General features: G+C 32.6%; 23 protein-coding genes and 2 pseudogenes. 9 read left to right on the top strand and 16 right to left on the bottom strand.

The features are described from left to right. The first annotated feature begins 1 nt into the window (after position 1). The 6 genes from dapA (at position 2) to lysA (ending at position 6,145) form a co-directional block, all read left to right on the top strand. Positions 2-886, top strand: a complete 885-nt coding sequence (gene dapA / locus KA909_RS06150; protein WP_107629664.1) for a 4-hydroxy-tetrahydrodipicolinate synthase — start codon at positions 2-4, stop codon at positions 884-886. Beyond that, positions 886-1,611: a 4-hydroxy-tetrahydrodipicolinate reductase gene (gene dapB, locus KA909_RS06145; protein ID WP_075108469.1), complete on the top strand. Its 726-nt coding sequence runs from the start codon at positions 886-888 to the stop codon at positions 1,609-1,611. Before dapA ends, dapB begins: the two co-directional genes overlap by 1 nt. A 38-nt stretch (positions 1,612-1,649) precedes the next feature. Next, positions 1,650-2,369: a 2,3,4,5-tetrahydropyridine-2,6-dicarboxylate N-acetyltransferase gene (gene dapD / locus KA909_RS06140; RefSeq protein ID WP_075108470.1), complete on the top strand. Its 720-nt coding sequence runs from the start codon at positions 1,650-1,652 to the stop codon at positions 2,367-2,369. 274 nt (positions 2,370-2,643) lie between these two features. Further along, positions 2,644-3,795 (top strand): amidohydrolase, encoded by a 1,152-nt coding sequence (locus KA909_RS06135; protein ID WP_075108471.1) that lies wholly within the window; start codon positions 2,644-2,646, stop codon positions 3,793-3,795. Positions 3,796-3,801: 6 nt separating this feature from the next. Further along, on the top strand, positions 3,802-4,878 hold the full coding sequence (locus tag KA909_RS06130; protein WP_193839353.1) for an alanine racemase: 1,077 nt from the start codon (positions 3,802-3,804) through the stop codon (positions 4,876-4,878). Between the two features lies 1 nt (position 4,879). Then, positions 4,880-6,145, top strand: coding sequence for a diaminopimelate decarboxylase (lysA, locus tag KA909_RS06125; RefSeq protein WP_193839352.1), 1,266 nt, complete (start codon positions 4,880-4,882; stop codon positions 6,143-6,145). A gap of 131 nt (positions 6,146-6,276) precedes the next feature. Here lysA and KA909_RS06120 read toward each other — a convergent pair whose 3' ends face one another. The 6 genes from KA909_RS06120 to msaA form a co-directional block, all read right to left on the bottom strand. Then, entirely contained in the window at positions 6,277-7,026 is a 750-nt protein-coding gene (locus tag KA909_RS06120) for a hypothetical protein (protein WP_075108474.1), read from the bottom strand. Positions 7,027-7,035: 9 nt separating this feature from the next. Then, positions 7,036-7,893 (bottom strand): ABC transporter ATP-binding protein, encoded by an 858-nt coding sequence (locus KA909_RS06115; protein ID WP_075108475.1) that lies wholly within the window; start codon positions 7,891-7,893, stop codon positions 7,036-7,038. Positions 7,894-7,956: 63 nt separating this feature from the next. Beyond that, the gene (locus KA909_RS06110; RefSeq protein ID WP_193839350.1) at positions 7,957-8,289 is read right to left on the bottom strand and encodes an Msa family membrane protein; all 333 of its coding nucleotides are present in this window, start codon (positions 8,287-8,289) and stop codon (positions 7,957-7,959) included. A gap of 4 nt (positions 8,290-8,293) precedes the next feature. Then, complete coding sequence (locus KA909_RS13490) at positions 8,294-8,548, bottom strand: CPBP family glutamic-type intramembrane protease (RefSeq protein ID WP_228480716.1); 255 nt, start codon at positions 8,546-8,548, stop codon at positions 8,294-8,296. A gap of 733 nt (positions 8,549-9,281) precedes the next feature. After that, positions 9,282-9,482 (bottom strand): cold shock protein CspA, encoded by a 201-nt coding sequence (gene cspA / locus KA909_RS06100; RefSeq protein ID WP_002433901.1) that lies wholly within the window; start codon positions 9,480-9,482, stop codon positions 9,282-9,284. A 204-nt stretch (positions 9,483-9,686) separates the two neighbouring features. Further along, positions 9,687-9,995 (bottom strand): regulatory protein MsaA, encoded by a 309-nt coding sequence (gene msaA / locus KA909_RS06095; protein WP_070855609.1) that lies wholly within the window; start codon positions 9,993-9,995, stop codon positions 9,687-9,689. 163 nt (positions 9,996-10,158) lie between these two features. Between msaA and KA909_RS06090 the strand changes: the two genes are divergently transcribed. The 3 genes from KA909_RS06090 to KA909_RS06080 are packed head-to-tail and all read left to right on the top strand — an operon-like array spanning position 10,159 to position 12,273. Further along, positions 10,159-10,428 (top strand): acylphosphatase, encoded by a 270-nt coding sequence (locus KA909_RS06090; RefSeq protein WP_053030890.1) that lies wholly within the window; start codon positions 10,159-10,161, stop codon positions 10,426-10,428. A 21-nt stretch (positions 10,429-10,449) separates the two neighbouring features. After that, on the top strand, positions 10,450-11,076 hold the full coding sequence (locus KA909_RS06085) for a 5-bromo-4-chloroindolyl phosphate hydrolysis family protein (protein ID WP_053030888.1): 627 nt from the start codon (positions 10,450-10,452) through the stop codon (positions 11,074-11,076). A 27-nt stretch (positions 11,077-11,103) separates the two neighbouring features. Then, a complete protein-coding gene (locus KA909_RS06080; RefSeq protein WP_193839349.1) occupies positions 11,104-12,273 on the top strand; it encodes a toxic anion resistance protein in 1,170 nt (389 codons plus the stop codon). A gap of 86 nt (positions 12,274-12,359) precedes the next feature. On the opposite strand, the gene brnQ3 is transcribed toward KA909_RS06080, so the two are convergent. The 10 genes and pseudogenes from brnQ3 to KA909_RS13485 form a co-directional block, all read right to left on the bottom strand. Then, complete coding sequence (gene brnQ3 / locus KA909_RS06075) at positions 12,360-13,703, bottom strand: branched-chain amino acid-like transporter carrier protein BrnQ3 (RefSeq protein WP_210130046.1); 1,344 nt, start codon at positions 13,701-13,703, stop codon at positions 12,360-12,362. Between the two features lie 129 nt (positions 13,704-13,832). After that, the gene (locus KA909_RS06070) at positions 13,833-15,722 is read right to left on the bottom strand and encodes a vWA domain-containing protein (RefSeq protein ID WP_193839348.1); all 1,890 of its coding nucleotides are present in this window, start codon (positions 15,720-15,722) and stop codon (positions 13,833-13,835) included. A gap of 12 nt (positions 15,723-15,734) precedes the next feature. After that, positions 15,735-16,526, bottom strand: coding sequence for an ATP-binding protein (locus tag KA909_RS06065; protein WP_053030879.1), 792 nt, complete (start codon positions 16,524-16,526; stop codon positions 15,735-15,737). 156 nt (positions 16,527-16,682) lie between these two features. Beyond that, the gene (locus KA909_RS06060) at positions 16,683-16,886 is read right to left on the bottom strand and encodes a DUF6501 family protein (protein ID WP_075108497.1); all 204 of its coding nucleotides are present in this window, start codon (positions 16,884-16,886) and stop codon (positions 16,683-16,685) included. A 35-nt stretch (positions 16,887-16,921) separates the two neighbouring features. After that, positions 16,922-17,728 (bottom strand): VOC family protein, encoded by an 807-nt coding sequence (locus KA909_RS06055; protein WP_075108483.1) that lies wholly within the window; start codon positions 17,726-17,728, stop codon positions 16,922-16,924. A gap of 850 nt (positions 17,729-18,578) precedes the next feature. Continuing rightward, positions 18,579-19,850 (bottom strand): dihydrolipoyllysine-residue succinyltransferase, encoded by a 1,272-nt coding sequence (gene sucB, locus KA909_RS06050; protein WP_193839347.1) that lies wholly within the window; start codon positions 19,848-19,850, stop codon positions 18,579-18,581. Positions 19,851-19,861: 11 nt separating this feature from the next. Next, positions 19,862-22,670, bottom strand: a pseudogene (locus KA909_RS06045) (2-oxoglutarate dehydrogenase E1 component). 465 nt (positions 22,671-23,135) lie between these two features. Continuing rightward, on the bottom strand, positions 23,136-24,497 hold the full coding sequence (locus KA909_RS06040) for a HAMP domain-containing sensor histidine kinase (protein WP_075108486.1): 1,362 nt from the start codon (positions 24,495-24,497) through the stop codon (positions 23,136-23,138). Next, positions 24,494-25,153, bottom strand: coding sequence for a response regulator transcription factor (locus tag KA909_RS06035; RefSeq protein ID WP_053030862.1), 660 nt, complete (start codon positions 25,151-25,153; stop codon positions 24,494-24,496). The genes KA909_RS06040 and KA909_RS06035 overlap by 4 nt, the downstream gene beginning before the upstream one ends. 358 nt (positions 25,154-25,511) lie before the next feature. Continuing rightward, positions 25,512-25,618, bottom strand: a pseudogene (locus KA909_RS13485) (hypothetical protein); the annotation flags it as partial. Between the last annotated feature and the right edge of the window lie 537 nt (positions 25,619-26,155).

The following is a 26,155-nucleotide window of genomic DNA, read 5'->3' as shown; positions in this document are numbered from 1 at the left end:
TATGCCACATTTATTCGAAGGTGTAGGTGTAGCACTTGCTACCCCTTTCAAAAATAATGAAGTTGATTATAATGCATTAGAGAGACACGTAGACTTCCTTTTAGAAAATGGTGTAAAAGCCATTATTGTAAATGGAACTACAGCTGAAAGCCCTACTTTAACTGAAGAAGAGAAAGCGCATATTCTAGAATCAGTGATTCAACAAGTCAATCATCGTGTGACAATTATCGCAGGTACAGGTACTAATAATACTGCCAAATCTATTCAAGCATCACTACGCGCAAAAGCACTTGGTGCGGATGCAATTATGCTAATTACACCCTACTACAACAAAACGAATCAACGTGGTTTAATTAAACACTTTGAAACAATTGCAAATGAAGTTAAATTGCCTGTAGTACTTTATAATGTACCTTCTCGAACAAATATGACGATTGAACCAGAAACGGTTGAAACATTAAGCCATAATCAATACATTGTTGCAATTAAAGATGCTACAAATGATTTTGATTATTATGAAGATGTAAAACGTCGCATTGATCAAGAAACTTTTGCATTGTACAGCGGTAATGATGACAATGTTGTTGACTTTTATAATAGAGGTGGCAATGGTGTTATATCGGTTATTGGTAACGCTATTCCTAGAGAATTCCAAGCATTATACGATGCGAAACAACGTGGAGAAGATATTTCAAAAGATTTTGAACCGATTGGTAAATTATTGGGTGCATTATCTGTAGATGTTAACCCTATTCCGATTAAAGCGTTAACGAGTTATCTAGGATTCGGAGATTATGAATTACGTTTACCACTGATTCCTTTAGAAGTAGAAGATGCTAAAGTATTAATTGACGCATTTCAACAATTTAAAGCAGGTGAACTTTAATGAAAATATTACTTATCGGTTATGGTGCAATGAATCAGAGAGTGGCACGTTTGGCAGAAGACAAAGGTCATGAAATTATAGGTGTTATAGAGCCACAAAACAATGAAACAACGCCATATACGCATTACAGTCATATTGCTGATGCGCAAAATGAAGCGGATGTGGCCATAGACTTTTCAAATCCTAATCTATTATTACCTCTACTTGATGAGCCGTTTCAATTGCCTTTAGTGGTAGCTACTACTGGTGAAAAGGAAAAAATAGTTGAAAAGTTAAATGAATTAGGTCAAAGCATGCCTGTCTTCTTTAGTGCAAATATGAGTTATGGTGTGCATGCATTAACTAAAATATTAGAAGCTGCAGTACCGCTTTTACAAGATTTTGATATTGAGTTGACTGAAGCACATCATAATAAAAAAGTAGATGCCCCTAGTGGCACATTAGTTAAATTATATGACGTCATCAAAGACTTACGTCAAAACAGTACACCTGTATATGATCGTCATGAGCGCACTGAACAACGCAGTAAAGATGAAATTGGTATTCACTCTATTCGAGGTGGCACAATAGTTGGTGAACATGACGTGTTATTTGCTGGAATAGACGAAACCATTACAATTTCGCATAAAGCACAGTCAAAGGATATCTTTGCTAACGGTGCCATTACTGCCGCAGAAAAATTAATAAATCAATCTAATGGTTATTACACGTTTGATAACTTATAAAATATAAAATTCTATCTATTATTAAGGAGAGTTCAATTATGGTACAACACTTATCAGCTGAAGAAATTATTCAATATATCAGTGATGCTAAAAAATCTACACCATTAAAAGTATATGCCAATGGACATTTTGATGGTGTTACCTTCCCAGAATCTTTTAAAGTATTTGGTTCTGACGATTCTAAAGTTATATTTTGTGAAGCAGATGATTGGAAGACATTCTATGAAACAAATCAATCTGTAATTACGGAGTTAGAAATTGAAATGGATCGACGAAATTCAGCTATTCCGCTTAAAGATTTAACGAATACGAATGCACGTATTGAGCCAGGTGCATTCATTCGAGAACAAGCAATTATCAAAGATGGCGCTGTTGTAATGATGGGTGCAACGATAAATATTGGTGCAGTTGTTGGCGAAGGCACTATGATTGATATGAATGCAACACTCGGTGGTCGTGCTACAACTGGTAAAAATGTACATGTAGGTGCTGGCGCTGTGTTAGCAGGTGTTATTGAACCCCCTAGCGCCTCTCCAGTAATCATTGATGATAATGTGTTAATCGGTGCGAATGCGGTTATCTTAGAAGGAGTTCATGTTGGTGAAGGTGCAATTGTTGCTGCTGGTGCTATTGTCACTCAAGACGTTCCAGCTGGTGCAGTTGTTGCTGGTACACCAGCCAAGGTCATTAAACAAACTTCTGAAGTTGAAGATTCTAAACGTGAAATCGTTTCAGCATTAAGAAAATTGAATGACTAATACGATATGTATTTGATAAGTGTCTGTGACACAATTTATTATTTTATGGCTATAATGCATGATTGTAATAGCTGACTGAACTGAGAAGGCGCTTAACATAAGCTCTTCTCAGTTTTAGTTATTCTCGAGAGTGATGACGCGCTAGTATGACGCGTTATTCTTTCTCTATTCTCACACTTTAATCATATTTTAAATTACAATCACACCATACATAAAAAGATGAAATAAGTTACAATAATGATAAGACGAATATAGTAAACAAAGGAATGATATGATGAGCGAATTAGAGTTTGTAACGAAACATAGAAGACATTTACATCAACATCCAGAATTAAGTCTACATGAGTTTGAGACAACAGAATACATTACACATTTTTTAGATGACTTAGGGGTTTCTTATGAGAGACCGCTTGAAACAGGTGCAATTGCTTATTTAAAAGGTAATAGTGATCATACCGTTGCATTTCGAGCAGATATTGATGCGTTACCTATTTTTGAAGAAAATGATGTTGACTATCGTAGTCAAACAGACAATGTGATGCATGCGTGCGGCCATGACGGTCATACAACGGCATTAATGTTATTTGTTAAACGTTGTAAAGAGATGTTTGATAATGGGACACTACCGCATAATGTTGTATTTATATTCCAACCTGCTGAAGAAACTGGTGGCGGTGCGAATCGCTTAATTAAAGCAGGCGCGTTTAATAATTATCCAATAGAAGCCGTTTTTGGCATTCATGTTAATCCATTTGCAGATGAAGGACAAGTTGTAATCCGCGATGAAGAAATTACAGCCAGTGCAACTGAGTATCGTTTCTTTTTAAAAGGGCTATCTAGTCATGTTGCGGATAAAGAACAAGGTCATTCTTGTGGCGAAGCGCTATTACATGTTCTAAATCAAGTTGGTCAGATACAGCAGTATCATCTTAACGGATTGAAACGAAACATTGTTCATATGGGACATTTTGAAGCTGGTGAGGCAATAAATACAGTAGCTAGCCACGGATATTTAGAAGGTACAATTAGAACGTATGACCCTAATGATTTGAATGTAGTTAAAACTCAAATGCATAAAATTGCTGAAAGTGTAAGTTTATTATTTAACGTAGAATGTGAAGTGAAATTTGAAGAAGGCTATCCTCCTACGATGAACAGTCCTAAACTACGTGCAAGTGTAGAACAAGCAATTAATGCTGCGAATCTAGAAGTAATAGATAAGCCCCTACCTTTCTTATTTGGTGAAGACTTTAGTTTCTATGGCCAACAACTTGCGCCTGCTTACTTTGCATTCGTAGGTACACGAAACGAAGACAAAGGTTTTGTAACTGGCCTTCATACCTCTCATTTAAATTTTGATGAAAAAGTATTAATTGATGTGGCAAATTATTATGAACAATTGTTAATGCATTATGGAGAGGAGTAATTCACATTGACAGCAATATGGTCCGTCGATAAAGAAGCGTTTTTACAAAATGCTATTCAAGTTAAAAATGATAATTCAATAATGGCTGTAGTGAAGAACAACGCTTATCATTATGGTTTGGCGTTTGCTGTTACCTCTTTTTTAAAAGCAGGAATCCATACATTTAGCACTACTTCTTTGAAAGAAGCCATTAAAGTACGCGAATTAGCACCTGATGCCACGATATTCTTGATGAACGCAGTTTATGATTTTGAAAAAGTAAGAAAATATCAAATTCAAATGACCTTACCGTCATTAGCGTACTATTATAAATATAAGAATGATTTAAGTGGTATCAAAGTGCATCTCGAATATGAGAATTTACTTCACCGTTCTGGATTCAAAACATTAGAAGAAATTAAAGAAGTTATTGAAGACCATCTAGCGAATACAAATGAAGATAAAATGATTATTAGTGGCGTATGGACCCACTTTGGTTATGCGGATGAATTTGATGTTCCAGAGTATGGTGTAGAACGAGAGGCTTGGATAAATGTGGTGAATGCATTGTTAAAAGAGGGTTATCAATTTGATTTCATTCATGCGCAAAATAGTGCAAGCTATTATCGTGAAGGTCAAATACTATTACCGCAACATACCCATGCACGTGTAGGCATCGCGTTATATGGTTCTCGTCCTTATAGCCGATTAGACACACAGATTATTAAGCAATCACTGACTGTTAAAGGTAATGTGATTCAAGTGCGTGAAGTCAATGCTGGAGATTATTGTGGGTATAGTTTCGCATTCGAAGCGTCTCGTGATCACACACGATTAGCAGTTGTAGACATCGGTTATGGTGATGGTATCCTTAAATCGAGAGCTAAACATGACGCATTAATTAATGGTAAGCGTTACCCTATTCGTGCATTAATGATGAGTCATATGTTTGTGGAAGTCGATGATGAAGTCGATGCACAAGATGAAGTGATATTATATAATGACGATATACGCATTGATGAATATACATTCAAAGGTGTAGGCGCTAACTCAGAACAACTTAGTGCGATGAATCATGATTCTCTCATAAAGGAGTATAGATAAAATGGCAGTAAAATATAATGATTATGGTGAATTAACAATGGCAGGTACAAGTTTAAAGACGCTTGCTCAAAGCTTTGGTACCCCTACTATTGTTTATGATGAAGATGAAATCCGCAATCAAATGCGTAGATACCATAAAGCTTTTCAAGAAAGCGGTTTGAAATATAATATTTCTTATGCATCTAAAGCTTTCACTTGTATACAAATGGTTAAATTAGTACAAGAAGAGGATTTACAATTAGATGTAGTATCTGAGGGTGAATTATATACTGCATTAGAGGCGAAATTTGATCCTAGTAAAATTCACTTCCATGGTAACAATAAAACAAAACATGAGATTCAATATGCTCTAGAAAATGGCGTTGGTTACTTCGTCATCGATTCACTTGAAGAAATTGAATTAATCGATAAATACGCAAGTGATTCGGTGAATGTAGTTATACGTGTTAATCCAGGTGTTGAAGCGCATACACATGAGTTTATTCAAACTGGACAAGAAGATAGTAAATTTGGTTTATCTATTCGACATGGTTTGGCTATCGAAGCGGTTAATAAAGTGCGTGATTCAAAACGTCTACATTTAAAAGGCGTTCACTTCCATATCGGTTCTCAAATCGAGGGTACTGAAGCAATGATTGAAACTGCTAAAATAGTACTAAATTGGTTATCTGACAATGATATTAAAATTGAACTGCTTAATATCGGTGGAGGTTTTGGTATTAAATATATTGAAGGTGATGTTAGCTTCCCTATTGAGGAAGGCATCGCAGAAATAACTAACGCAATTAAAGCGGAAACTGAACGTTTAAATTATGAAGTGCCAGAAATAGGTATTGAACCTGGTCGTTCAATCGTTGGTGAAGCTGGTATAACATTATATGAAGTTGGCACAATTAAAGAAATTCCTAATGTGAATAAATATGTATCGATTGATGGCGGTATGAGTGATCATATTAGAACAGCTTTATACGATGCGAAATATCAAGCGTTATTAGTGAATCGTCATGAAGAAGCTGATGATACGGTAACGATTGCTGGTAAATTATGTGAATCAGGCGATATTATTATTCGCAATGCGAAACTCCCTTCTTCTGTTCAACGTGGTGATTACCTAGCGATTCTTTCTACAGGAGCATATCATTACTCAATGGCTTCTAATTACAATCAAATGCAGAAACCACCAGTGTTTTTCTTAAAAGATGGTAAAGCACGTGAAGTTATTAAACGCCAATCATTACGTCAATTGATTATTAACGATACTAAATAACAATTACCAATTTAAAAAAATAATTCTAAAGAATGTTAAAAGAAAAATTTAAACTTAAAACCTACGTAGCAAAACTTATAAAGTCTACGTAGGTTTTTAATATCTTAATAATTAATTCTATTATATATATATTAATATTGTAATTTTTTAAATATAAGTTTTGATACAAGATATATAACTATTATGTATACTAAAGTAATTACACTCATTATTAATAAATTTTGCGAAAAGCTAATATTACTATCTAATTTGATAAAATTAGAAGGGAAAATCTTAATTTTATCAATACTGTCTGTAACTTTTATGAGAATAAATCCTGTAATTAAAGTAATAATAGTTACTCCAGTATTGAAACGTATAGATGCAATAAGTGATAAAAATATTAAAATAGCATCGGTAAAAAATAAGCCCATCAAATTTGTCATTAGATAATGATTATATTTAGTATCTTTTAATAATAAAGAATGTGATGAATAATCATGATTATTCACAAAATATAAATAAACAATTATTGAGGATACACACAATATAATTAGAAAAGTAATATAAACAATAATGATTGATAAAAACTTATTATTAAAAATTTTATTTCTATTCTGATCTTTGAAAAAAAGAAGACGACTAGTACTAATTTCATTATAGAATAATATTGATGCTAAATAAGCAACTATTATTAATGATAGCATTGACTTTTGCTGGGTATCATATATCGCAATAAAGGTTTCCAAAAAGCTTACACTACCAGCTTGACTAGCTGAGAGTGATAAGAAATTACTATTTAAAAATTGTGCTAAAAATATTAATAAAGGATAGAGACCTAAAATTAAAAGTAACCATGTGGCACGTATCTTAAAAACATACATGAATATAAATTTAAACATTTGAAATACCTACTCTTGATAAAAATATGATTCTAAATCATGTGAGTTATGTATAACTTCTAATAAAGAATTATCCCTTAACTCTACAAGTAATTTAGACAAGTTATCGTTCTCATTTTTTATAGTGACAATATTTAAGTCGATTTTTTCAATAAATGAGTACTTAGAAAGTAAATTGTCAATATTGTTAATTGTTTTTTTAAATTTCATTTTTATAATATTGTTTTGTTCTTTAACATCTATTTCTGTAATCTTTCGTTTATTTAATAATAAAAACCTTGTGCACAATCCTTCTAATTCTTTTAATTGATGACTAGATATTAAAAAAATTGTGTCATTCTCTTTAGAAAATTGTTCGATGATTGTTATTAATTTTTGTACTCCAATAGGATCTAAACCTAAAAATGGTTCATCTAAAATAGCAACTTTTGGTTTGATTATTAAACATAACGCCAAACATAATCGCTGTTTCATACCATATGAAAAGTATTTTACTTTCTTCGAGTTATCTTCTAGAGCAACTAGATTTAAAATTTTACTTATATCTTTAGAATATTCTTTTTTATTATTAATTTCTAAGTAATATTCTAAATTTTTTCTAGCGCTAATTTCAGGGAAATAGATTTGATTAATCATAAATGCAAAATCATTTAAAACGTTATCTTTACTATTTATATCAATGCCATTATAAAAAATATGACCTTGGGTAGGCAACTGAGATTTAGCAATTAGCTTCATTAAAGTAGTTTTACCTGCCCCATTAGTACCAAGCAAACCGACTTTTTCCCCTTTACATATTTTGAAATTTATATTTTCTAAAATTGCTTTTTTATGATATTTTTTTGAAATATCTTTAAATTCTAACATGTTTCTCCCCTTTTTTAAATTTAATAAATATTATGAATAGTTGAGGTATTAAATAAGCCAATATTAAAAAATTACTTGAGAGATTTCTAACATATTTGGTGACACTTGTATATTTATATCATTATTATCAATATTATATTTAGAAACATATTCTAAATAACCATCTAAATTCATAATATATAAACTGTAAATTATATAATAAAAAACATTAAATGCAACAGTGATTAACACATGTAATATTGATGGTTTAACAAAGATTATTGCTATTGAAGAAATTAAGCAAGGAATAATAATAGTTAAAACAGTTGATAAAAATAAATTTATATCTAAGCCCAAATAAGCTAAATAAATATAAAAAATACAATTTACTAAAATCGAAATAAGTGCTAATTTCATACAATCACCCTATTACTTTTGAAACTAAAATATTATAAATCCAATGAACACTTATAGATGCCCTAAGACCAAAAGCATATCTTAATAAATATAATAAAATACTAGATGGGAATCTAATTAATAAATTTGTTATTATTGACTCATTTAAATGTAATAACAAAGAAAACAATAAAGAACCTATAATAATTGAATTGATAAAACTAAAATTATTTAATAGGATTTTATAAACAACTTCTCTAAATAAATATTCTTCTCCCATTGCAATTGTTAAATAAAATAATGTTAATTTAAAAATCATCAAAAAAATAAAACACTAAAATAAAAATAATTGTGTAAATTAATATATTTGAAAATTTATACATTGAGTATGGATCGAATTTATAAGAAAAAATTGAAGAAAGATAAGTAGGTATTATTAAAAAACAGATGTTAATACTTAACAATAAAACTATAAACTCTAAAAATTCTGATTTTATTAGATAAGCAGTTAAGCCTATTAATAAATTTAGCATCATTGAACTACTGAGTATTATACAAATAATTGCAAATATACAAATTATTCTTCGATTTTTTAAGATTGATATTACCATTTAATATGACGGCCACGATAGCCGATATAAAATCTACCAATTGAGAATTGGAAAATATCTAAAAGTTTTAACATAATCATCTCTCCTTTCTCCTACTTATCAGTTTAATAATAATATATTTATACAATAAAAAACAATATTTTATTTTGCACCATTCAATAAAAGGTAAACTCATTTTTCGTACAATCCTTTTCTAAAGCCATTATTAACTTAAAATAAAAAGGCTCTATAATAACTTCGCGACTATTTGCCTCAACAACAAAAAAAGAGATTAAACAACCTAAGGTTGCTTAATCTCAATATTAGGACTCATCAGTCCGATTTGACGAAGAGCCCTTAAAATAAAAAACACCTTACATCTTGGTAAGGTGTTACTAAAGTCAATATTTTACAATCTATTTATTATAGTTTTACAACGTTTGCAGCTTGAGGACCGCGGTCGCCTTCAACTACTTCAAATTCAACTGATTGACCTTCTTCTAATGATTTGTAACCATCTTGGTTAATTGCTGAGAAGTGTACGAATACGTCGTTTTCACCTTCAACTTCGATAAAACCAAAACCTTTTTCAGCGTTAAACCATTTAACTGTACCTTGTTTCATAATTCTGAAACCTCCAAGACTAAATTCTTTCAATATGCATTATTCGCATATTACAAAAAATACATGTGACAATTATGTATGAATAACGAAACGCTATAAATAACTCTTACAGATATTCTTTGCAATATGGAATAAAACCATTGCTTAGTAGTAATTATATGTTAGTTCTTACCAAATTGCAATACAATTATAGAAAATTATCTTTTAATTAATTTTTGGTAGATTATAATATACTTCTTTATTATTTAATACAATAAAACTATAAAATATTTGTAAGTCTTCTTCACAATCTTCACAAAAGTTTAAATCACAGTTGTTATAAAATGCATGAATATTGTATTTACCAACAACATAATTATCATAATCATTTTTACTTTTTGCAATTATATTTTTATAGTAATCAATCATTTCAGCATACGTTGAAAATTGATGTTGTTCAACAATTTTATCTGTCCAGTCACTAAATAACCACCATCCCTCGTAGTCAGCTCTGATCTTGGTAACTGTCCACATATATAAATCCCCTCTCAATTAACCTATAATACTTATTTTAACTATTTTATATCTGAATTAAAAATATAACGGCTCATACTTTTGACTGATAGCCTCTTGATTCAATAGTAAATATTAGTTTTTTAGTATAAAACTACGTATAATAAGTGTAAGAGGTGATACTATGAAGCAAAAGCATTTACAAGTGTTTGGAACTGTTCAAGGTGTAGGTTTTCGATATTATACGCAAAGATTAGCAATCAAATATCATGTTAAAGGTACAGTTCAGAATGTAGATGATTATGTTGAAATATATGCAATAGGTAATGACGATAATATTGATCAGTTTATTAATGCTGTGATCAATGGTGCATCACCTGCTTCACATGTTACACACTATGAACTTGAAGAAACTAATTTGAGTGAAGATTTTACAGACTTTAAATCGATTTAAATATAAAAAGGAAGATGTCATTTGAGATACAATATTTCTCGACTTTTTGGCGTGATTGTGGGGGTTCCAGTAGCAATAGTGTCATGGTTGATCAGCGTTTTTGGCTTTGATTTATCATTCATTATTGATGGTTTAATAGGAATTGGGATGTTTTTTGTGTCCTACTTCCCTACTCAACGACTTACGTCAAAGAAGTATTTAACAGAAATTGGCCTTTCACGAAGAGACTATTATTACGTGAGAAACCATTTAAAGCAAACCCAAGACAAGATACGTACTATATTGAAGTCATTTATTAATGTAAGATCTATTCAGGATTTTAGACAAATAAATGATATCTATAGAATATCAAAGTCTATTCACTTTGCTGTTAAACAACGACCAGCAATGTTCTTTAAAGTTGAAAGTTTCTTTTATTCACATATAGACAATGCTTTAAATTTAATTGAGTCGTATACTCGACTGGCTAAAATGCCAAAAAAATCAGTTGAAGAAAAGCAAAAATTAGAACAAACACGTATCACGCTAGATGAAGTGAAACGTACACTAATTGCTGATTTGAAGAGAATCAATGAAGATGATTACGAACGTCTAGATGTTGAAATGCAACTTAATAAATTGGAACAAACACGTCATAAAGATAAATAGAATAAAGAAATGGAGCGATTTACTTAAATGTCTCGAGATGAACAATTTAACAACGCACATCCATTAGATGATTATATAGAACAACAACAGTTTAATAATTTAAATAATGAAAACAACATTAACCTAGCACATGATAATACAGTTTTAGACGATTTTCATCAACAATTTACTGATAAAGAACTACAAAAGATTGAAACTATTAGTCAACAAATTAAACCTTTAGATAATGATGGGTTACTAACTTATGGTACTCATTTACAAGAAAACATGTCTCAATTCTCGCATAAAATGTTGGATGAAGTGCAGACAAAAGATATTGGACCTGTTGGGGATTCACTTAATCAGCTAATGTCAAAACTAAAAGCCGTCAACCCTGATGAATTAAATCCAGAGAAACAATCTAAGTTGAAACGTTTATTTAAACGTACGAAAGCTTCTATTAATGAAGTATTTTCAAGAATGCAATCTGTTAGTGCGCAAATTGATAGAATTACAATTCAGCTTGATAGACACAAAAATAATCTATCTAAAGACATTAAATTATTAGATGGTTTATACCAACAAAATAAAGATTACTTTGATGATGTTAATTTATATATTGCTGCTGCTAAAAGAAAAAAACATGAAATACAAGCTGAAGATATTCCAAAATTACAAGCAAATGCGCATCAAAGTGGCAATCAAATGGATATCCAAGCTGTCGCGGATATGGAACAATTTGTTGATCGTTTAGATAAACGCATTTATGATTTACAATTATCTCGTCAAATTGCAATACAAACTGCACCACAAATCCGTATGATTCAAAATGTGAATCAGGCTTTAGCTGAGAAAATTCAAAGTTCTATTCTTACAAGTATTCCACTTTGGAAAAATCAAATGGCGATTGCCCTTACATTGATGAGACAACGTAATGCAGTGTCTGCACAACGTGCAGTAACTGATACAACCAATGATTTGCTTACGCAAAATGCGGCGATGTTAAAACAAAACGCTATTGAAACTGCTACTGAAAATGAGCGCGGTATTGTTGATATTGAAACACTTAAATCGACACAAAGCGATATTATCGAAACGATAGAACAAACACTTCAAATTCAACAAAATGGTCGCCAAAAACGTAAAGAAGCAGAAAAAGAACTCGTTGGTTTAGAAGATGAATTAAAACAACACTTACTTTCTATGAAGAAAGAATAGCATATAAACAAAAGCACATCACAACTCAATTTGAGTCTGATGTGCTTTTTAATGTCTTCAACGTGTTGTAAATTTTTGGTAAGGAACTATTCTTTTTGATAAATAATATAACCCTGTTTTACAAACTTAGCGACTATATAACCAATAATGGTAGCAATCACTGCTATTGGGAACCACTCTAATGAATATTGCTTTAATGGTAAAGCATCCATAAATGACATCTTCACCCAACCGTTAGAACTAATAACGCTCAAAATAGAAACGATACTAATGACAACAATTGGTATTTGTTGAGCAATTCGCTTAGTTGGTATAAATCTTGCAAGTAAGATAAGTAATACCACAGTTATTGCAACTGGATAAATAATACTCAATACAGGAACAGACATGGATATTACTGCATTTAAACCTAAATTGGACAATATAAAACTAATTAAAGTAAAGAATATTGTATAAGCTTTATACGAAACTTTAGGGAATATTCTATTGAAATACTGACTTACAGCCACTATTAAGCCACAAGCAGTTGTCAAACAAGCTAATGCAACAATAATACCTAATAAATATTTGCCAAAGACACCAAAACCACTTGCTGCCATTGTTGTTAATAAGTAGGCTCCTACATTTTGATCTTTAGCAGTTAAATTTTTAAGTGTTTCATTGTCTACGTTCATATGATTACCTATAAATCCTAATGACACGTATATGAAGATGAGTGCTACAGCAGCAATCAAACCTGACATTACGGTTTGTTTAAATATTTGATCTGCATGTTTTACCCCTGTTGCTTTTATTGCATTCACTACGATCATTGAGAAAGCAATTGCTGCAATTGCATCCATCGTTAAATAACCTTCTGTAAAGCCTTTCGAAAAACTTCCGATAGCTGAACTATAATCAACTTGATTTCCATGAGATGGCGTATTACCACTATAATCGACGAAACCTTTAATAATCATGGCTAAAATTGTTATCAACAATAGTGGCGTTAACAATGATCCGATACGATCTACAATTTTACCTGGATTAATACAAAGGTAAAGAACGATTAGGAAATAAATCAACGTAAATATGAATAGTATAAGGTTACTATTTGTATGAGCAATTGGTGTGACAGTCATCTCGAATGAAGTTGAAGCTGTACGCGGAATTGCAAACAGAGGTCCGATTGTTAAATATATAATAATTAAAAATATAATTGAAAATTTAGGTGATATTTTGTTTAAAGAACCTACGTAGCCTTGTTTGTCTAAAGCGCCTACAATAACGCCTAGTAACGGTAAGCCAATGCCTGTTAAACAAAATGCGATCACAGCGGGCCAAAAGAAATGACCACTATCTTGACCTAAATTTGGTGGAAAAATAAGATTACCTGCGCCGAAAAACATAGCGAATAACGTAAATCCTACAATCCAAGTATTCTTATTCATAGAATTGCTCCTTTTTATGTGTATGTTTGCAATATTAAACATTCTAGCATAAAAAGGAATTGCAAGTCTATGTGATTTCAGAAAATTTGAAAAGTTGATATATATTTAAAGCTATATTTATACAAAAATTTAAAATGATTTTAGTAGTAGTTTTTTGAGTAATGGTGATAGATGGCTTGGAAGATTTTCTACGCCTTCAACAAATAAGGCATATTGTCCATAAATATTGTGAATAGTTTGCTCAATGTCTTCTGTAATAACATCTTGACTCAAGAACACATTAAATACTTCAATACCATATTTACGTGCCATTTCTACGCCTTCATACGTGTCTAAAATACCATCTTGCGCATAATTGTAAGCTGAAGGTTCTCCATCAGAAAAGACGATTAGAAAACGTTGATTATGACTTCTTCTTAGTAAACGTTCGCTAGCAATACGTATGGCTACACCGTCACGGTTATCGTCTTGCGGATGTAACGACATAATTCGTGGCCCGCTTTTTTCCATAGTTGAATAATCGTAATGAACAATTTCATCAATGATGTTAGGCTGTTTACGATCATCAGAATCAAATGCGTCTTCATTGAATGCCAGTATTTCATGCTTAACATTTAATGCTTTAAGCGTTTCATGGAAAAGCACAACACCCTTGATTGTTTCCTCCATCTTATCGAACATACTTGCAGACACATCAATTAGTAATGTGAAAGTAGCATCGAACGTCTTACTTAAATCTTGTTTCTTATAAAATAATTTATATTGGTCATCGATAAACCAATTAGTTAAATCTCGTTGTAAACGACCTTTAGTTAAATTGTGACGCTCATCTACATGTTCTCGATCAATCGTTTTTTTAATAATTTGAATTAAATCTTTCGTTTCGAATTGAACATCATTTTTAACATCTTGATATGCTGGCAAGAAATCAGGTTCAATATCAGGCACATTCCATTTGATTTCAACATTTTCGTTAATTCCTTTAAGTGCAAATGAAGCGTTCTCGCCAATAAACCCGCCTTCATCGTTGTTCAGTGTATTTTCTGAACCACGCCCTTTTTTAGTCATCATATCCGTCATGTCGTCTGTGGAATCACCTTCACGTGCAGTATCATTATCACTCATAACCTCACTATTTTCACCCTCATGAAGTTCCATTTCAAGATATGCGCCGCCTTCTGATTTGCTATCTTGAGCTTTTGTTTCAGCTTCAGCAGTTTCTGCATCTGTATCTTCAGATGTATTATCTTTACCGTCGACGTTACTTGCATCCGTTCGTTTCAACTCATCAAATGACATTTCGTGGATTGCTTCATATACCCTACGAGGAAGATGATAATATTCGTTTAACATATCTTTGTTTAATATATCATCGATTTGAAACATGATGCGTTGTGCTAAGTACATATTATCTTCTGATGTTTCATTTTGGAAAAAGTTAGGTAAGTACAGAAACATTGAATTTAAAATATCATCTAATTGTGAATCTATGGTTGGAATATCATAGAAGTTTTGGCTTAGAAATGCTTTTTCTAAATATAAAAATAGCAAGTCAGTATATACTGTTTTAGTCTTATAAAATTTGATTTGAGACTCCGTATAAGACAATCGCGTTTGTAAACGTAAATCTATTAATTTAGCTGTGCTAGGACGTGCAATACGAATATGATTAAACACACGCATATCTTCAAGTAATCTAAAAAGTTGTTGATAGAACTTCGGATGTGCAAATTCATCATCATGAAGTACATTATTAACAATAGTTTCATCCATCATTTGATATCCGTAAGCGGCAAGCATGACATCTGTTTTAAGTCCAGCTTTCTCTATATGGTCGGGACGGTGCGACCAGAACCAACTTGTAATCAATGTGTTGTTGATTGGATCATAATAAGGGAATTTTTGAATTTTAACTTGTGTTTGTTCATTTTTGAGAAGTAAGCGTGCTAAGTCTTGCAACATCATAACTTGCTTAGCATCTAATTGCTCATCATTAAATTTGATAAAACGATCGCTCATAATAATCCCTCTCTAAAAGTTTAATTCAATCGCATTTTTGATTGCTTGTTGTTCACGCTCATCTTCTAATTTATCAATAATCGTACGTTGAATCGCACGTTCGATTGGCATGACAGTAATTAAATCACTTAAGTCAATTAATGCCCTAATACTTGCTGCTTCTTCAGAAATTTGTCCCTGTTTAGACATGGTGCGCAAATCTTCATTAAATTTAATGATTTGCTCAATAATTGCATCATCTTGAAGTTGGCTTTGCTGTTTAATAACGTCCTTAAGTATATCACCATCAATGTAATCTACTTGAATGACGACAAAACGGTTTTTTAGGGCTTCATTCATAGGAAGTGTACCTACATACCCTTCGTTAATTGCGGCGATGACATTGAATCCAGGCGCAGCTTTAATCACTTCACCAGTAAATGGATTAGTAAGTTGACGTCGATAATCTAGCACACCATTGAGAATTGGCAATGTTTCAGGTTTAGCCATATTAATTTCATCGATATAAAGAATATGACCTTCACGCATGGCTTTAATAACGGGACCATCGATAAACACAATTTCTTGTTGCCCTTGATCATTAGTTTTAATTGTTTTGAATCCGAGTAAACTTTCAGCATCTAAATCTACAGAACAGTTAACTTGATGCATTGGTGTATCTACAGTAGCACTAAGTGTTTCGGCTAATTTTGTTTTACCCGATCCTGTAGGTCCTTTTAGTAAAATGTTCTTATTTAAACTAAATAAAGCTTTAGCATCATTGAATACTGACTCATCTGAATTGATATATTGATTTTTAATCATTTTGATTACTTACGCTCCTTCTTTAAAATGAAAAATAGACTAAGAGATTAAATTGGATGAAAGTAATGTATTGTTTAGCACAACCTATACATCATCTAAAATCCAAAGTTAACCCCTAAGTCTTAATTTAATCATGAACATACATAACGATTTATACTAAATTTCTTTAAAATATGATTTGTAATAACCACCAACTAAACCAGAATTATCAATAATTTGATAGTATTCTTCGGTTTCATTAATCACATCATATTGTTTACCAACTGTTAACATATCAGATACTGTGAATTTTTTTGCATCAGTATTGATAACTTCTACCTTTTTAATTGGTGTACGTGTTTTCCAAGTTTCATGTAACATAGCCATAAATTTAAATCCTCCATATTGTCTTTGTATTACTTTTCTAATGTGTAAATAAACGAGATGCCACTATTCTCGGTAATGCGTAATGACTGAGCATCGCCTTGATCTAACGTTTGATAAGGAATTCCAATATCATCTAATTCCTTTTGCGCATGTGCGAATGCCTCTTGAGAGTTTGCACTAAACTCAACTTGTTCAACAATACCTTCTTCTTTAAGTTCAATAGGATCTTTAGGTTGATATAAATGAATTTCGCCACCTAAACCGCCTTCTCCAATTTGAAACACTTGAATCATTGTTTCAGGAATAGCTGACGATTCATATTCTGCATAATGCGTTAGGTTAAACACATTTGTCAGGATAGAAGCGGTAACCGGTAATTCATTAACTTTAATAATGATAGGTCCTAAACCCTGGATTTGATGAAGTGGGTTTACTGTACTTTCAAAAGTAGGTGTACCTAAACCTACGCCAGTATTGAGTTCATTTGAATAAATGTCAAAAATTTGGTCGTTATTATCCTCGAAGCTAAAATGTTTATTTCCATTTAACTCAGTTACTTCACCAAATTCAATATCATTATCTTTCAAAATGGTTTGATACTCTTCTAAACCTGAATCAGATGGTGTTCTTAAACCAACACTAGCGATATGTTGGTTTTGGTATTCAGGATTTGGCACTTCAACAAAGTGAATTCGTGTACCTGGACTTAAATCTGCATCACCAAAACGTAAAGCTTTATTTTTAGTTGCTACATTAAGTCCTAAAATATCTTTAAATAATTTGTTTGTTTTAGAAAGATCACTTGTCCCTAATGTGACACTTCTAAGTCCACTCATGCAATGACACCCCTAATATTTGTCTTTTCCTATTCATTATAACGCATTTTAAATACGATTTATATCATGAACTACATAAAGCATTGGCGAATTCTAAGAAGTACAAAAAACGTATTACATAAATATAAACTCTATTGAAGTTTGTTTATAAAATAATTTTAATATCCTATAAAACAAAGATATAACTACTCCCCTATCCTTTGACAAATAGGAAGGGGGGGCTATTTATAGTGGAATATTATCGTTATATTAGTTTGTTCGAATTTTTGCGATAGTTCGTTTTACATGGTTATATTTGTATTCGCAACATTTTGCAGTTTGAGTGTGATAAATATGTGAGCAGAAGTATTTACCATTTAACGCCATACTTACACAGCCTAAAGATACAAATTAACATAGTTTCGACTGCTTATTAATAATGAGTGATTCTAAGGTTGTTGTATGTTCAAATGCCTTTTCAGTACAGTCAGCTACTGTGAATTTTGTAAAATGGTTAACCCGGCTTAAGTAGTTCTAAAATGGATCATGAAACGGAGTTTAGTGTGAGGCCCAACATAGAAAATATCGAATAGACAGTTTTCAAACATAGAAAATTGGACTAGCGAGCTACCAATAGGAAGTATCGTAAATAAACAAGGGAGTGGGACAGAATTCTTTTTAAATTCGTTGTCCCACTCCCGCAAGGATGACTAGAACTGAGAAAAGCTTGATTAAAGCGCCTTCTCAGTTCAGTCAGCTACTGCGAATTTGCAAAATAGCATTATTATATTATTTATGTCTCAGCCTTTATTTAGCTAGGAATGATGCCCCAGCCTTATCAATATTAGTTTGAGGTTATTTTCCGTTATGATTAGCTTTCTAATAGTAGGTCTTCAGGGCTTTCGATCAATTCTTTTATCGTTTTTAAGAATCCTACTGCTTCTTTACCATCAATAATTCTGTGGTCATAACTTAAAGCAATGTACATCATAGGTCTATTTTCAATAGTATCTTTATCGATTGCAATTGGTCGAGTAATAATAGAGTGCATACCAAGAATTGCTGCTTGATTACCGTTGATAATAGGTGTGCTCATCATTGATCCAAATACACCACCATTAGTGATTGTAAATGAACCATTGACCATATCATCTAGGCCGAGTTTTTTCTCGCGCGCTTTAACTGCTAGGTCAGCAATCGCTCTTTCAAGTTCTGCAAAGTTTTTCTTATCACAGTCTCGTACGAATGGAACTAATAGACCATCATCAGTAGAAACAGCGACACCAATATCATAATATTGTTTAGTAATCATATCATCGCCATCAATTTCAGCATTTACTTCTGGATATTTCTTCAATGCTGCGACAGCGGCTTTAGTGAAGAATGACATGAATCCTAATTTTGTACCATCATGATCTTTAATAAATTGTTCTTTTTTACGCTTACGTAATTCCATTACGTTTGTCATGTCAACTTCATTAAACGTCGTTAGCATAGCTGTATTATTAGATACTTCTAATAATTTTTTAGCAGCTGTTTTCTTTCTACGTGACATTTTTTCTCTAATTACTGGTTTATTAGGCGCACTTGAAGCTTTTTTAGGTGCTTCTTTTTTGCTAGCTTCTTGAGAAGGTTGTGATTGAGTTGATTTTTGGCTATTTTCAACATCATCTTTACGAACAACATCATTTCCTTTTCCAGAAACAGTACTTAAATCCACGCCATTTTCACGTGCATGACGACGTGCTGATGGTGTCGCATTAATACGTTGATTGTTAGAAGATGATGGTTCCTCTTCTTTATTAGATTGTGGTTCAGTTGGTTGTGCGTCTTTCTTACCGCTATCATCTGAACTATTAGATTGAGCGTCGTCTGACGGCTCTGATTTACTTGCTGTTGGATTTCCACTACCTTCACCAACCGTAGCGATGACTTGACCAACTTCTACTGTATCGCCTTCTGAAGCTAACTGTTCTTGAAGCACACCTTCTTCTTCAGAAACTACTTCAACGTTAACTTTATCTGTTTCTAATTCTAAAATAGCTTCGCCTTTTTCAACGCTATCTCCCACATTTTTTAACCATTCTGCAATGGTACCCTCTGTTATAGATTCTGCTAATTCTGGAACTTTTACCTCTGGCATAATATTTCCCCCTAGTTATTTTTCAATGCTACTTTCAATGATTTGATTTTGAACAAGCTTATGAATTTCTCCATCACCTTCAGCTGGTGCTGCACGTTGTATTCTACCATGATAACTTAAATTATATTGGTTACCTACAAGTGATTTTAAGTAAGGATAAACAAACAACCAAGCCCCTTGGTTTTTAGGTTCTTCTTGAACCCAAGATACAGTCTCAAGATTTGGTAATTCATTTAATACTTCTTTAATTTCCCCTTCAGGGAATGGATATAAACGTTCAACTGCAACTAGTAAAATTGAATCGTCAGGATTTTTAGCTAAATGTTCTTTTAAATCAATAAACATTTTACCTGAAGCTAGTACGAGTTTAGTCACTTTGTCTTTATTTCCATCCTCAACAATAATTGGTTTGAAGCCACCTGTAGTGAATTGATCAATAGGCTTAGCCACTGTTTTATTTCTTAATAAACTTTTCGGAGACATTACAATTAGAGGTCTCATCGCTTCAGTGCCCAAACTTTTAGCTTGTGCTCGTAATAGATGGAAATAGTTGCTTGAACTTGATAAGTTAACGACCGTACTGTTATTCTCTGCAGCTAATTGTAAAAATCTTTCTAAACGTGCTGAAGAGTGTTCAGGGCCTTGACCTTCAAATGCGTGCGGTAAGAATAGTGTTAAGCCACTTCGTTCTCCCCACTTCGCACGAGCTGATGACATGAAATTATCAAACATCATTTGAGCCATATTTGAGAAGTCTCCATACTGCGCTTCCCAAATATTCATACTATTTTTATTCTCAACATTATAACCATACTCGAAACCAACCACGGCAGCTTCAGATAATGGGCTGTTGTGCACTTCAAATGTCGCTTTTTGATTAGGTACATGATGCAACGGAGTATAAGTATCACCATTTTCTTCATCATGTAGCACAGCATGTCTATGACTGAATGTACCACGTTCACTATCTTGTCCAGTTAGGCGAACTGAAATGCCATCTTGAACGATGGTTGCAAAAGCAAGTTGCTCTGCTTGAGCCCAATCAACTAAACCATTTTCTTTTTCAAAAGGTTCTCGACGTTTTTCAAGTACTTTATTAAGTTTTTTTAGTATGTGGAAATCTTCAGGATATGAAAGCATAGCATCATTGATTTCTTTGAGATGATCTATTGAGAAATCTTTATCATCACTTTGCAATGGTTCTAGTAATGATTCAGGTTTCTCCATATCTGGATTATCCATTTTATCTGATTTATCAATCTTATCTTGGGCAGCACGCATTTCTTTTTGAACTTTATCCATAACGTCATCCATTTGTTCCTTAGAAATAACGCCATCCGCTACCAATTGATTACCATAGATGATTTCAACAGAATCATGTTTGCGAATGTTTTGGTATGGAAGTGGATTTGTAATTGAAGGTTCATCCATTTCATTATGCCCGTATCGACGATAACCAACTAAATCAATGACAAAATCTTTATGAAATTCTTTGCGGAATTCCATTGCAATATCAATAGCTTCAATTGTTGCTTCTACATCGTCTGCGTTTACATGCAAAATCGGTACATCATACCCTTTTGCAATATCAGTAGAATACGTTGTTGAACGACCATCCACTGGTTCTGTTGTAAATCCAATTCTATTATTAGTGATGATATGTAATGCACCACCAGTTGAATAACCATTTAGGTTACTTAAATTCATTGTTTCAAAGTTAATACCTTGTCCTGGGTATGCTGCATCCCCATGTATAATAATAGGCATACCTTTATGGAAGTCTGTTGTTGGTTTACCAGCATGGTGTGTATCATCTTGTGATGCACGTGTCTTACCAATTACAACTGGCGCAACGATTTCCAAGTGACTTGGGTTATTAGCTAATGAAATACGTTGTTCAATACCGTATGATGAAGTTGTCTTCACACCACCTAAATGATACTTTACATCTCCTGTCCAACCAGCAGTTAATTCAAGGCTGCCGTCTTCAGGTAAGAATTTCATTGGGTCTGTGTGCATAAATTCAGAAATCATCATTTCGTATGGTTTTTCAAGTACGTGAGTTAAAACATTTAAACGACCTCTGTGTGCCATACCAATTTGAATGTTATTAATGTCAACTTCAGCTGCACGCTTTAATGTATGTTGTAACATTGGTACTAATGTATCGACACCTTCAATTGAGAATCGTTTAGCACCAACAAAGTTTTTGTGCAGATACTTCTCAAAGCCTTCAACATGCGCTAAAGTATCGAATAATTGCTTTCTTTCGTCATTATTGATGTTCGCTCTATAAGGTGTTTCGATACGACGTTTTAACCACGTGCGTTCTTTATTGTTATTAATATGATTATATTCAAAAGCAATTGGCCCTTTATAACGTTTCTCCATTCGTTGAATTGCCTCGTATGCATTATCATAAATATCTTTGAAATGATCAGATACGATATCTGCTGAGACATTCTCCAATGTTTCTTTATCTAAGTTAAATTCTTCAATTTCTAACTTAGGAAGATTGGTTCTTTCTGGAGCGTTAACAGGGTAAATATCAGCTTTAAGGTGACCGTATTGTCTAATATTATCAATTAAACGCATAATACGTTTAATTGTGCCGTCGCCTGCTGATGAACCACTCCCTTCAGTGGTAGACTTAGCTTCAACGTGAGCTTCGCCGTTTTTTATTGTGCTGAAAAGCACTTGTAAATCATCTGGAACCGAACTTGGGTCTTGTAAGTAATCATCATATAAATCTAACATTAGACCTAGATTAGCGCCAAAGTTTACAGGAGCTTCTGTAACATCCTTGTTATCCTTTGCCATAATATTACCCTCCACAAAATAGTTAAACCGCTTACAGGTCAATAATAGCACTATTTCTAGCATTGATAAAGTCCATTAACAGAATATTATGGAAAAAACAAAATAACTAAAATAGGTACGCTAAATTTATCTAATTATAAGTAAAGATTAACGAGAAAACGATAAAAAAGTAGAATTGAAATTGGAACATGAGGTTTGGTTAATCTTAGTGTAGATAGATGATCAAGAAGAAAAAGGGAGAGGATCAGAAATAAAGTTTTGAAAATTGATTTCTGATCCTCTCCCGGCTTGCTTAGCTTTTAGAATTTCTTGATGAAATTCTCTTTGCTGGGGCGCTTCGCTGGCAAGGTGGGCTAAAATTAAAAAATGGTTGTTGTAAGTGCATGTTTAACTCAGTCAACTACTGCCAATATGTATTTGTAGCCTGAGACATCGTACTTGTCCCAGGCTTTTGAATTAATGTCGTTATTTGAATATAATTTTGAACGTTGTGTATTCGTTTACTTCACTATCAACCGTAATGTAACCACCATACTGCTGAACAATCTTCTCAGCAATTGAAAGACCTAGTCCATTACCACCTTGGCTTCTCGCTCGCGATTTATCCACTCTATAAAAACGGTCAAAAATAAATTCTTGATCTTCTTTAGGAATGCCGAGGCCATGGTCTGTAATTTCAATACTGATTTGTTTATTTCTTAATTGCGTCGCTATTTCGATTTGCTTATTATCTTTATCATACTTCATCGCATTATCTATAAAAATCAGTAACAGTTGTTCAAATTGATGACGGTTGATTTGTAATGTTAATGGCTTCTTGGACAAATGTGTTTCAAATTCATAATCTGGATGCAATTGTTTTAAAGATTTAATACGTGAGCGTATTTCCTCATTGATGTTTACTTCTTCAAACTCTAAAGCTTGATTGTTCACTTTATCTTTAGTTAGTAACAATAATTCTTCTACTAGTTTTGTTATTCGGTTCATTTCTTCAAGTGAAATATTCAAAGATTCTTCAAGGACGGCCGGATCTTTTTTGCCCCAACGTTGAATTAAATTTAAATGACCTTGAATGATTTGAAGCGGTGTACGTAATTCATGAGAAGCATCTTCAACAAATTGGCGTTGTTGATTAAAAGATTCTTCAATTTGATACATCATATCATTAAAGGTATCAATTAAATTATCAGTTTCCTCATAGTTTGTCTTAAGCTCAAGTTTATTTTGAAAGCCATCACGACGTATTTGAATCATCTTATTTGACATTGTTACTAAAGGCTTCGTTAATTGCGTTGAAAAGATATAACTAATACCTGCCATGATGATTGTTGCTAATAAGCCAAATGCGATTGCCACAAAATACAATGACCGAACAACATTGTTGTAGCCTTCAAGTGAATGTATTAAAACACTGTAACCTTCAAAACGGTCACTATGTATTGGCTCAGTTATGATTAAATATGGCACGCCATGATGCTTTGTAATTTGAATTGTTTCAGGATTAACAAAGTCCACTTCAGGTTTGAAATTAATCATATTTTCATTCGAAGATTGCATCAATTGTTTACCATTACGGTCGTAAATAATCGCTTTTTCAAAGTTCTCTAAAGTAGCAGACAAATCTAACGTTGTGATGTCATCCATTGACCGAGATTCAACTAAATTAACGATATCACTAGAACTGTGTTCAGCTTCATCTATTTCTCCATCTCTTAAAGTGTCTTTTAAAAAGAATATGATAACTAAACAAAAAAGAATAATGGTACTAAACATTATCAGTGTTGTAATTATCATCCATTTATATTTTAACGTACCTTTTTTAATCATCTAATCACATACCCGACACCGCGAACGGTTTCAATTGTTTTTTCTTTATCAAAAGGTTTAAGTTTGTTTCGTAAATATCGAATATAGACATCTACGACATTTGTTTCGACTTCACTATCATAGCCCCAAACATGATCTAAAATTTGCTCTCTTTGTAACACACGATTTCGGTTAGTTGCTAACAAATAGAGTAAATCGTATTCAGTCTTAGTGAAATCTAACTGTTCGCCATTAATTGTAACTTTAAACGCATCAACATCTATTTTAATACCATTAATATCAATAATATCTTTCTGAGGTTGACGGCGTAATACTGCTCGAATACGTGCAAAGAGTTCTTCAATTTCAAAGGGCTTTACAATATAATCATCAGCACCATAATCTAAGCCAGTCACTTTATCATATGTATCACTCTTCGCTGTAATAATAATGATTGGTGTTGATTGTTCCTGTCTCACACGACGACATATTTCTAAACCATTTATATTTGGTAACATTAAGTCTAATATGATTAAGTCATAATTGTTACTTAACGCTTTATCAAGTCCTGATTGCCCTTCATATTCTATATCTACACTATAATTATCGTGCGTTAATTCTAGTTCTAAGAAGCGAGCTAAGTTCTGTTCATCTTCAACAATAAGAATGTTGGTCATTTTTATTTCCACCTCTTTTTAGATGCATTAATCTTAGTTTTAAAAGTGAGCGTGACAGAATTCTAAATGCTAATGTTCTGATTTCCAACTTGCATTGCTCATCTAGAAATGCGCTTTGATGGGAAGTCGTCACAAGAATGACTAGTATTGAGAAAAGTTTAATTAAAATACTTTCTAAAGTCAGTCATCTATTGTAAATTTGCTAGTTCATCATCAAATTAATCATTTTGGCTCGAACTAAGTCAAATGCACTTTATCATAACATAACCTACATTTTATCACATCAGAGATTGAAATTAGATAAATGATTGAAATTGTAAATAGATACTCAAATTTAATTGAGAATTTTTCGCAATTATAATTGACAATGATTATCAATAATGTATAATAGTATTTGAAAATGATTATCAATACCGAATAAGACAATTCCCCCCACATATATTTCGTTCTTAAAGGATTGGTCATTTTCAAGTTATTCCCCTTTTATATGCCCGTAAAAGATTAACGTTAAAGTTTCAAACTTACTTTAAACGTTTTAATAAAAAGCAGTGAATCTAATGCCGAGGTTCACTGCTTTTTTTATATGTAGTGTTGAGAATGATATATTTAAATTTCAAAGGCGTGATTATATTCATGAATACTGTATTCATATGACTTTAAAATAGAAGGGAGTGGGACAGAATTCTTTTTAAATTCGTTGTCCCACTCCCAACTTGCTTTGCTTGTAAAATCACTTTCGTGATTTTTTGTGTTGGGGCCCCGACTCCCAACTTGCTTTGCTTGTAGAATTTCTTAGTGAAATTCTCTTTGTTGGGGCCCCGCCCGCAAGGGTGACTAGAACTGAGAAAAGCTTGAATTAAGCGCCTTCTCAGTTCAGTCAGCTACTGCGAATTTGCAAAATAGCTTCATTATATTATTTTTGTCCCATCCTCATTGTTCCATTAAGCTAAACGATTCAATTTTAAAACACATTTTCAATTTCTAATATTTTCAAGAACTCAC

This window comes from Staphylococcus sp. GDX8P54P (genome assembly GCF_017893165.1).
GTDB classification, from domain to species: domain Bacteria; phylum Bacillota; class Bacilli; order Staphylococcales; family Staphylococcaceae; genus Staphylococcus; species Staphylococcus borealis.
This window is presented reverse-complemented; position numbering and strand designations above follow the sequence as displayed.

Coding starts and splice junctions, on each gene's coding strand:
- dapA (WP_107629664.1), top strand. CDS start 2: ATGCCACATTTATTCGAAGGTGTAGGTGTAGCACTTGCTACCCCTTTC.
- dapB (WP_075108469.1), top strand. CDS start 886: ATGAAAATATTACTTATCGGTTATGGTGCAATGAATCAGAGAGTGGCA.
- dapD (WP_075108470.1), top strand. CDS start 1,650: ATGGTACAACACTTATCAGCTGAAGAAATTATTCAATATATCAGTGAT.
- KA909_RS06135 (WP_075108471.1), top strand. CDS start 2,644: ATGAGCGAATTAGAGTTTGTAACGAAACATAGAAGACATTTACATCAA.
- lysA (WP_193839352.1), top strand. CDS start 4,880: ATGGCAGTAAAATATAATGATTATGGTGAATTAACAATGGCAGGTACA.
- KA909_RS06120 (WP_075108474.1), bottom strand. CDS start 7,026: ATGTTTAAATTTATATTCATGTATGTTTTTAAGATACGTGCCACATGG.
- KA909_RS06115 (WP_075108475.1), bottom strand. CDS start 7,893: ATGTTAGAATTTAAAGATATTTCAAAAAAATATCATAAAAAAGCAATT.
- KA909_RS06110 (WP_193839350.1), bottom strand. CDS start 8,289: ATGAAATTAGCACTTATTTCGATTTTAGTAAATTGTATTTTTTATATT.
- KA909_RS13490 (WP_228480716.1), bottom strand. CDS start 8,548: ATGGGAGAAGAATATTTATTTAGAGAAGTTGTTTATAAAATCCTATTA.
- cspA (WP_002433901.1), bottom strand. CDS start 9,482: ATGAAACAAGGTACAGTTAAATGGTTTAACGCTGAAAAAGGTTTTGGT.
- msaA (WP_070855609.1), bottom strand. CDS start 9,995: ATGTGGACAGTTACCAAGATCAGAGCTGACTACGAGGGATGGTGGTTA.
- KA909_RS06090 (WP_053030890.1), top strand. CDS start 10,159: ATGAAGCAAAAGCATTTACAAGTGTTTGGAACTGTTCAAGGTGTAGGT.
- KA909_RS06080 (WP_193839349.1), top strand. CDS start 11,104: ATGTCTCGAGATGAACAATTTAACAACGCACATCCATTAGATGATTAT.
- brnQ3 (WP_210130046.1), bottom strand. CDS start 13,703: ATGAATAAGAATACTTGGATTGTAGGATTTACGTTATTCGCTATGTTT.
- KA909_RS06070 (WP_193839348.1), bottom strand. CDS start 15,722: ATGAGCGATCGTTTTATCAAATTTAATGATGAGCAATTAGATGCTAAG.
- KA909_RS06065 (WP_053030879.1), bottom strand. CDS start 16,526: ATGATTAAAAATCAATATATCAATTCAGATGAGTCAGTATTCAATGAT.
- KA909_RS06060 (WP_075108497.1), bottom strand. CDS start 16,886: ATGTTACATGAAACTTGGAAAACACGTACACCAATTAAAAAGGTAGAA.
- KA909_RS06055 (WP_075108483.1), bottom strand. CDS start 17,728: ATGAGTGGACTTAGAAGTGTCACATTAGGGACAAGTGATCTTTCTAAA.
- sucB (WP_193839347.1), bottom strand. CDS start 19,850: ATGCCAGAGGTAAAAGTTCCAGAATTAGCAGAATCTATAACAGAGGGT.
- KA909_RS06040 (WP_075108486.1), bottom strand. CDS start 24,497: ATGATTAAAAAAGGTACGTTAAAATATAAATGGATGATAATTACAACA.
- KA909_RS06035 (WP_053030862.1), bottom strand. CDS start 25,153: ATGACCAACATTCTTATTGTTGAAGATGAACAGAACTTAGCTCGCTTC.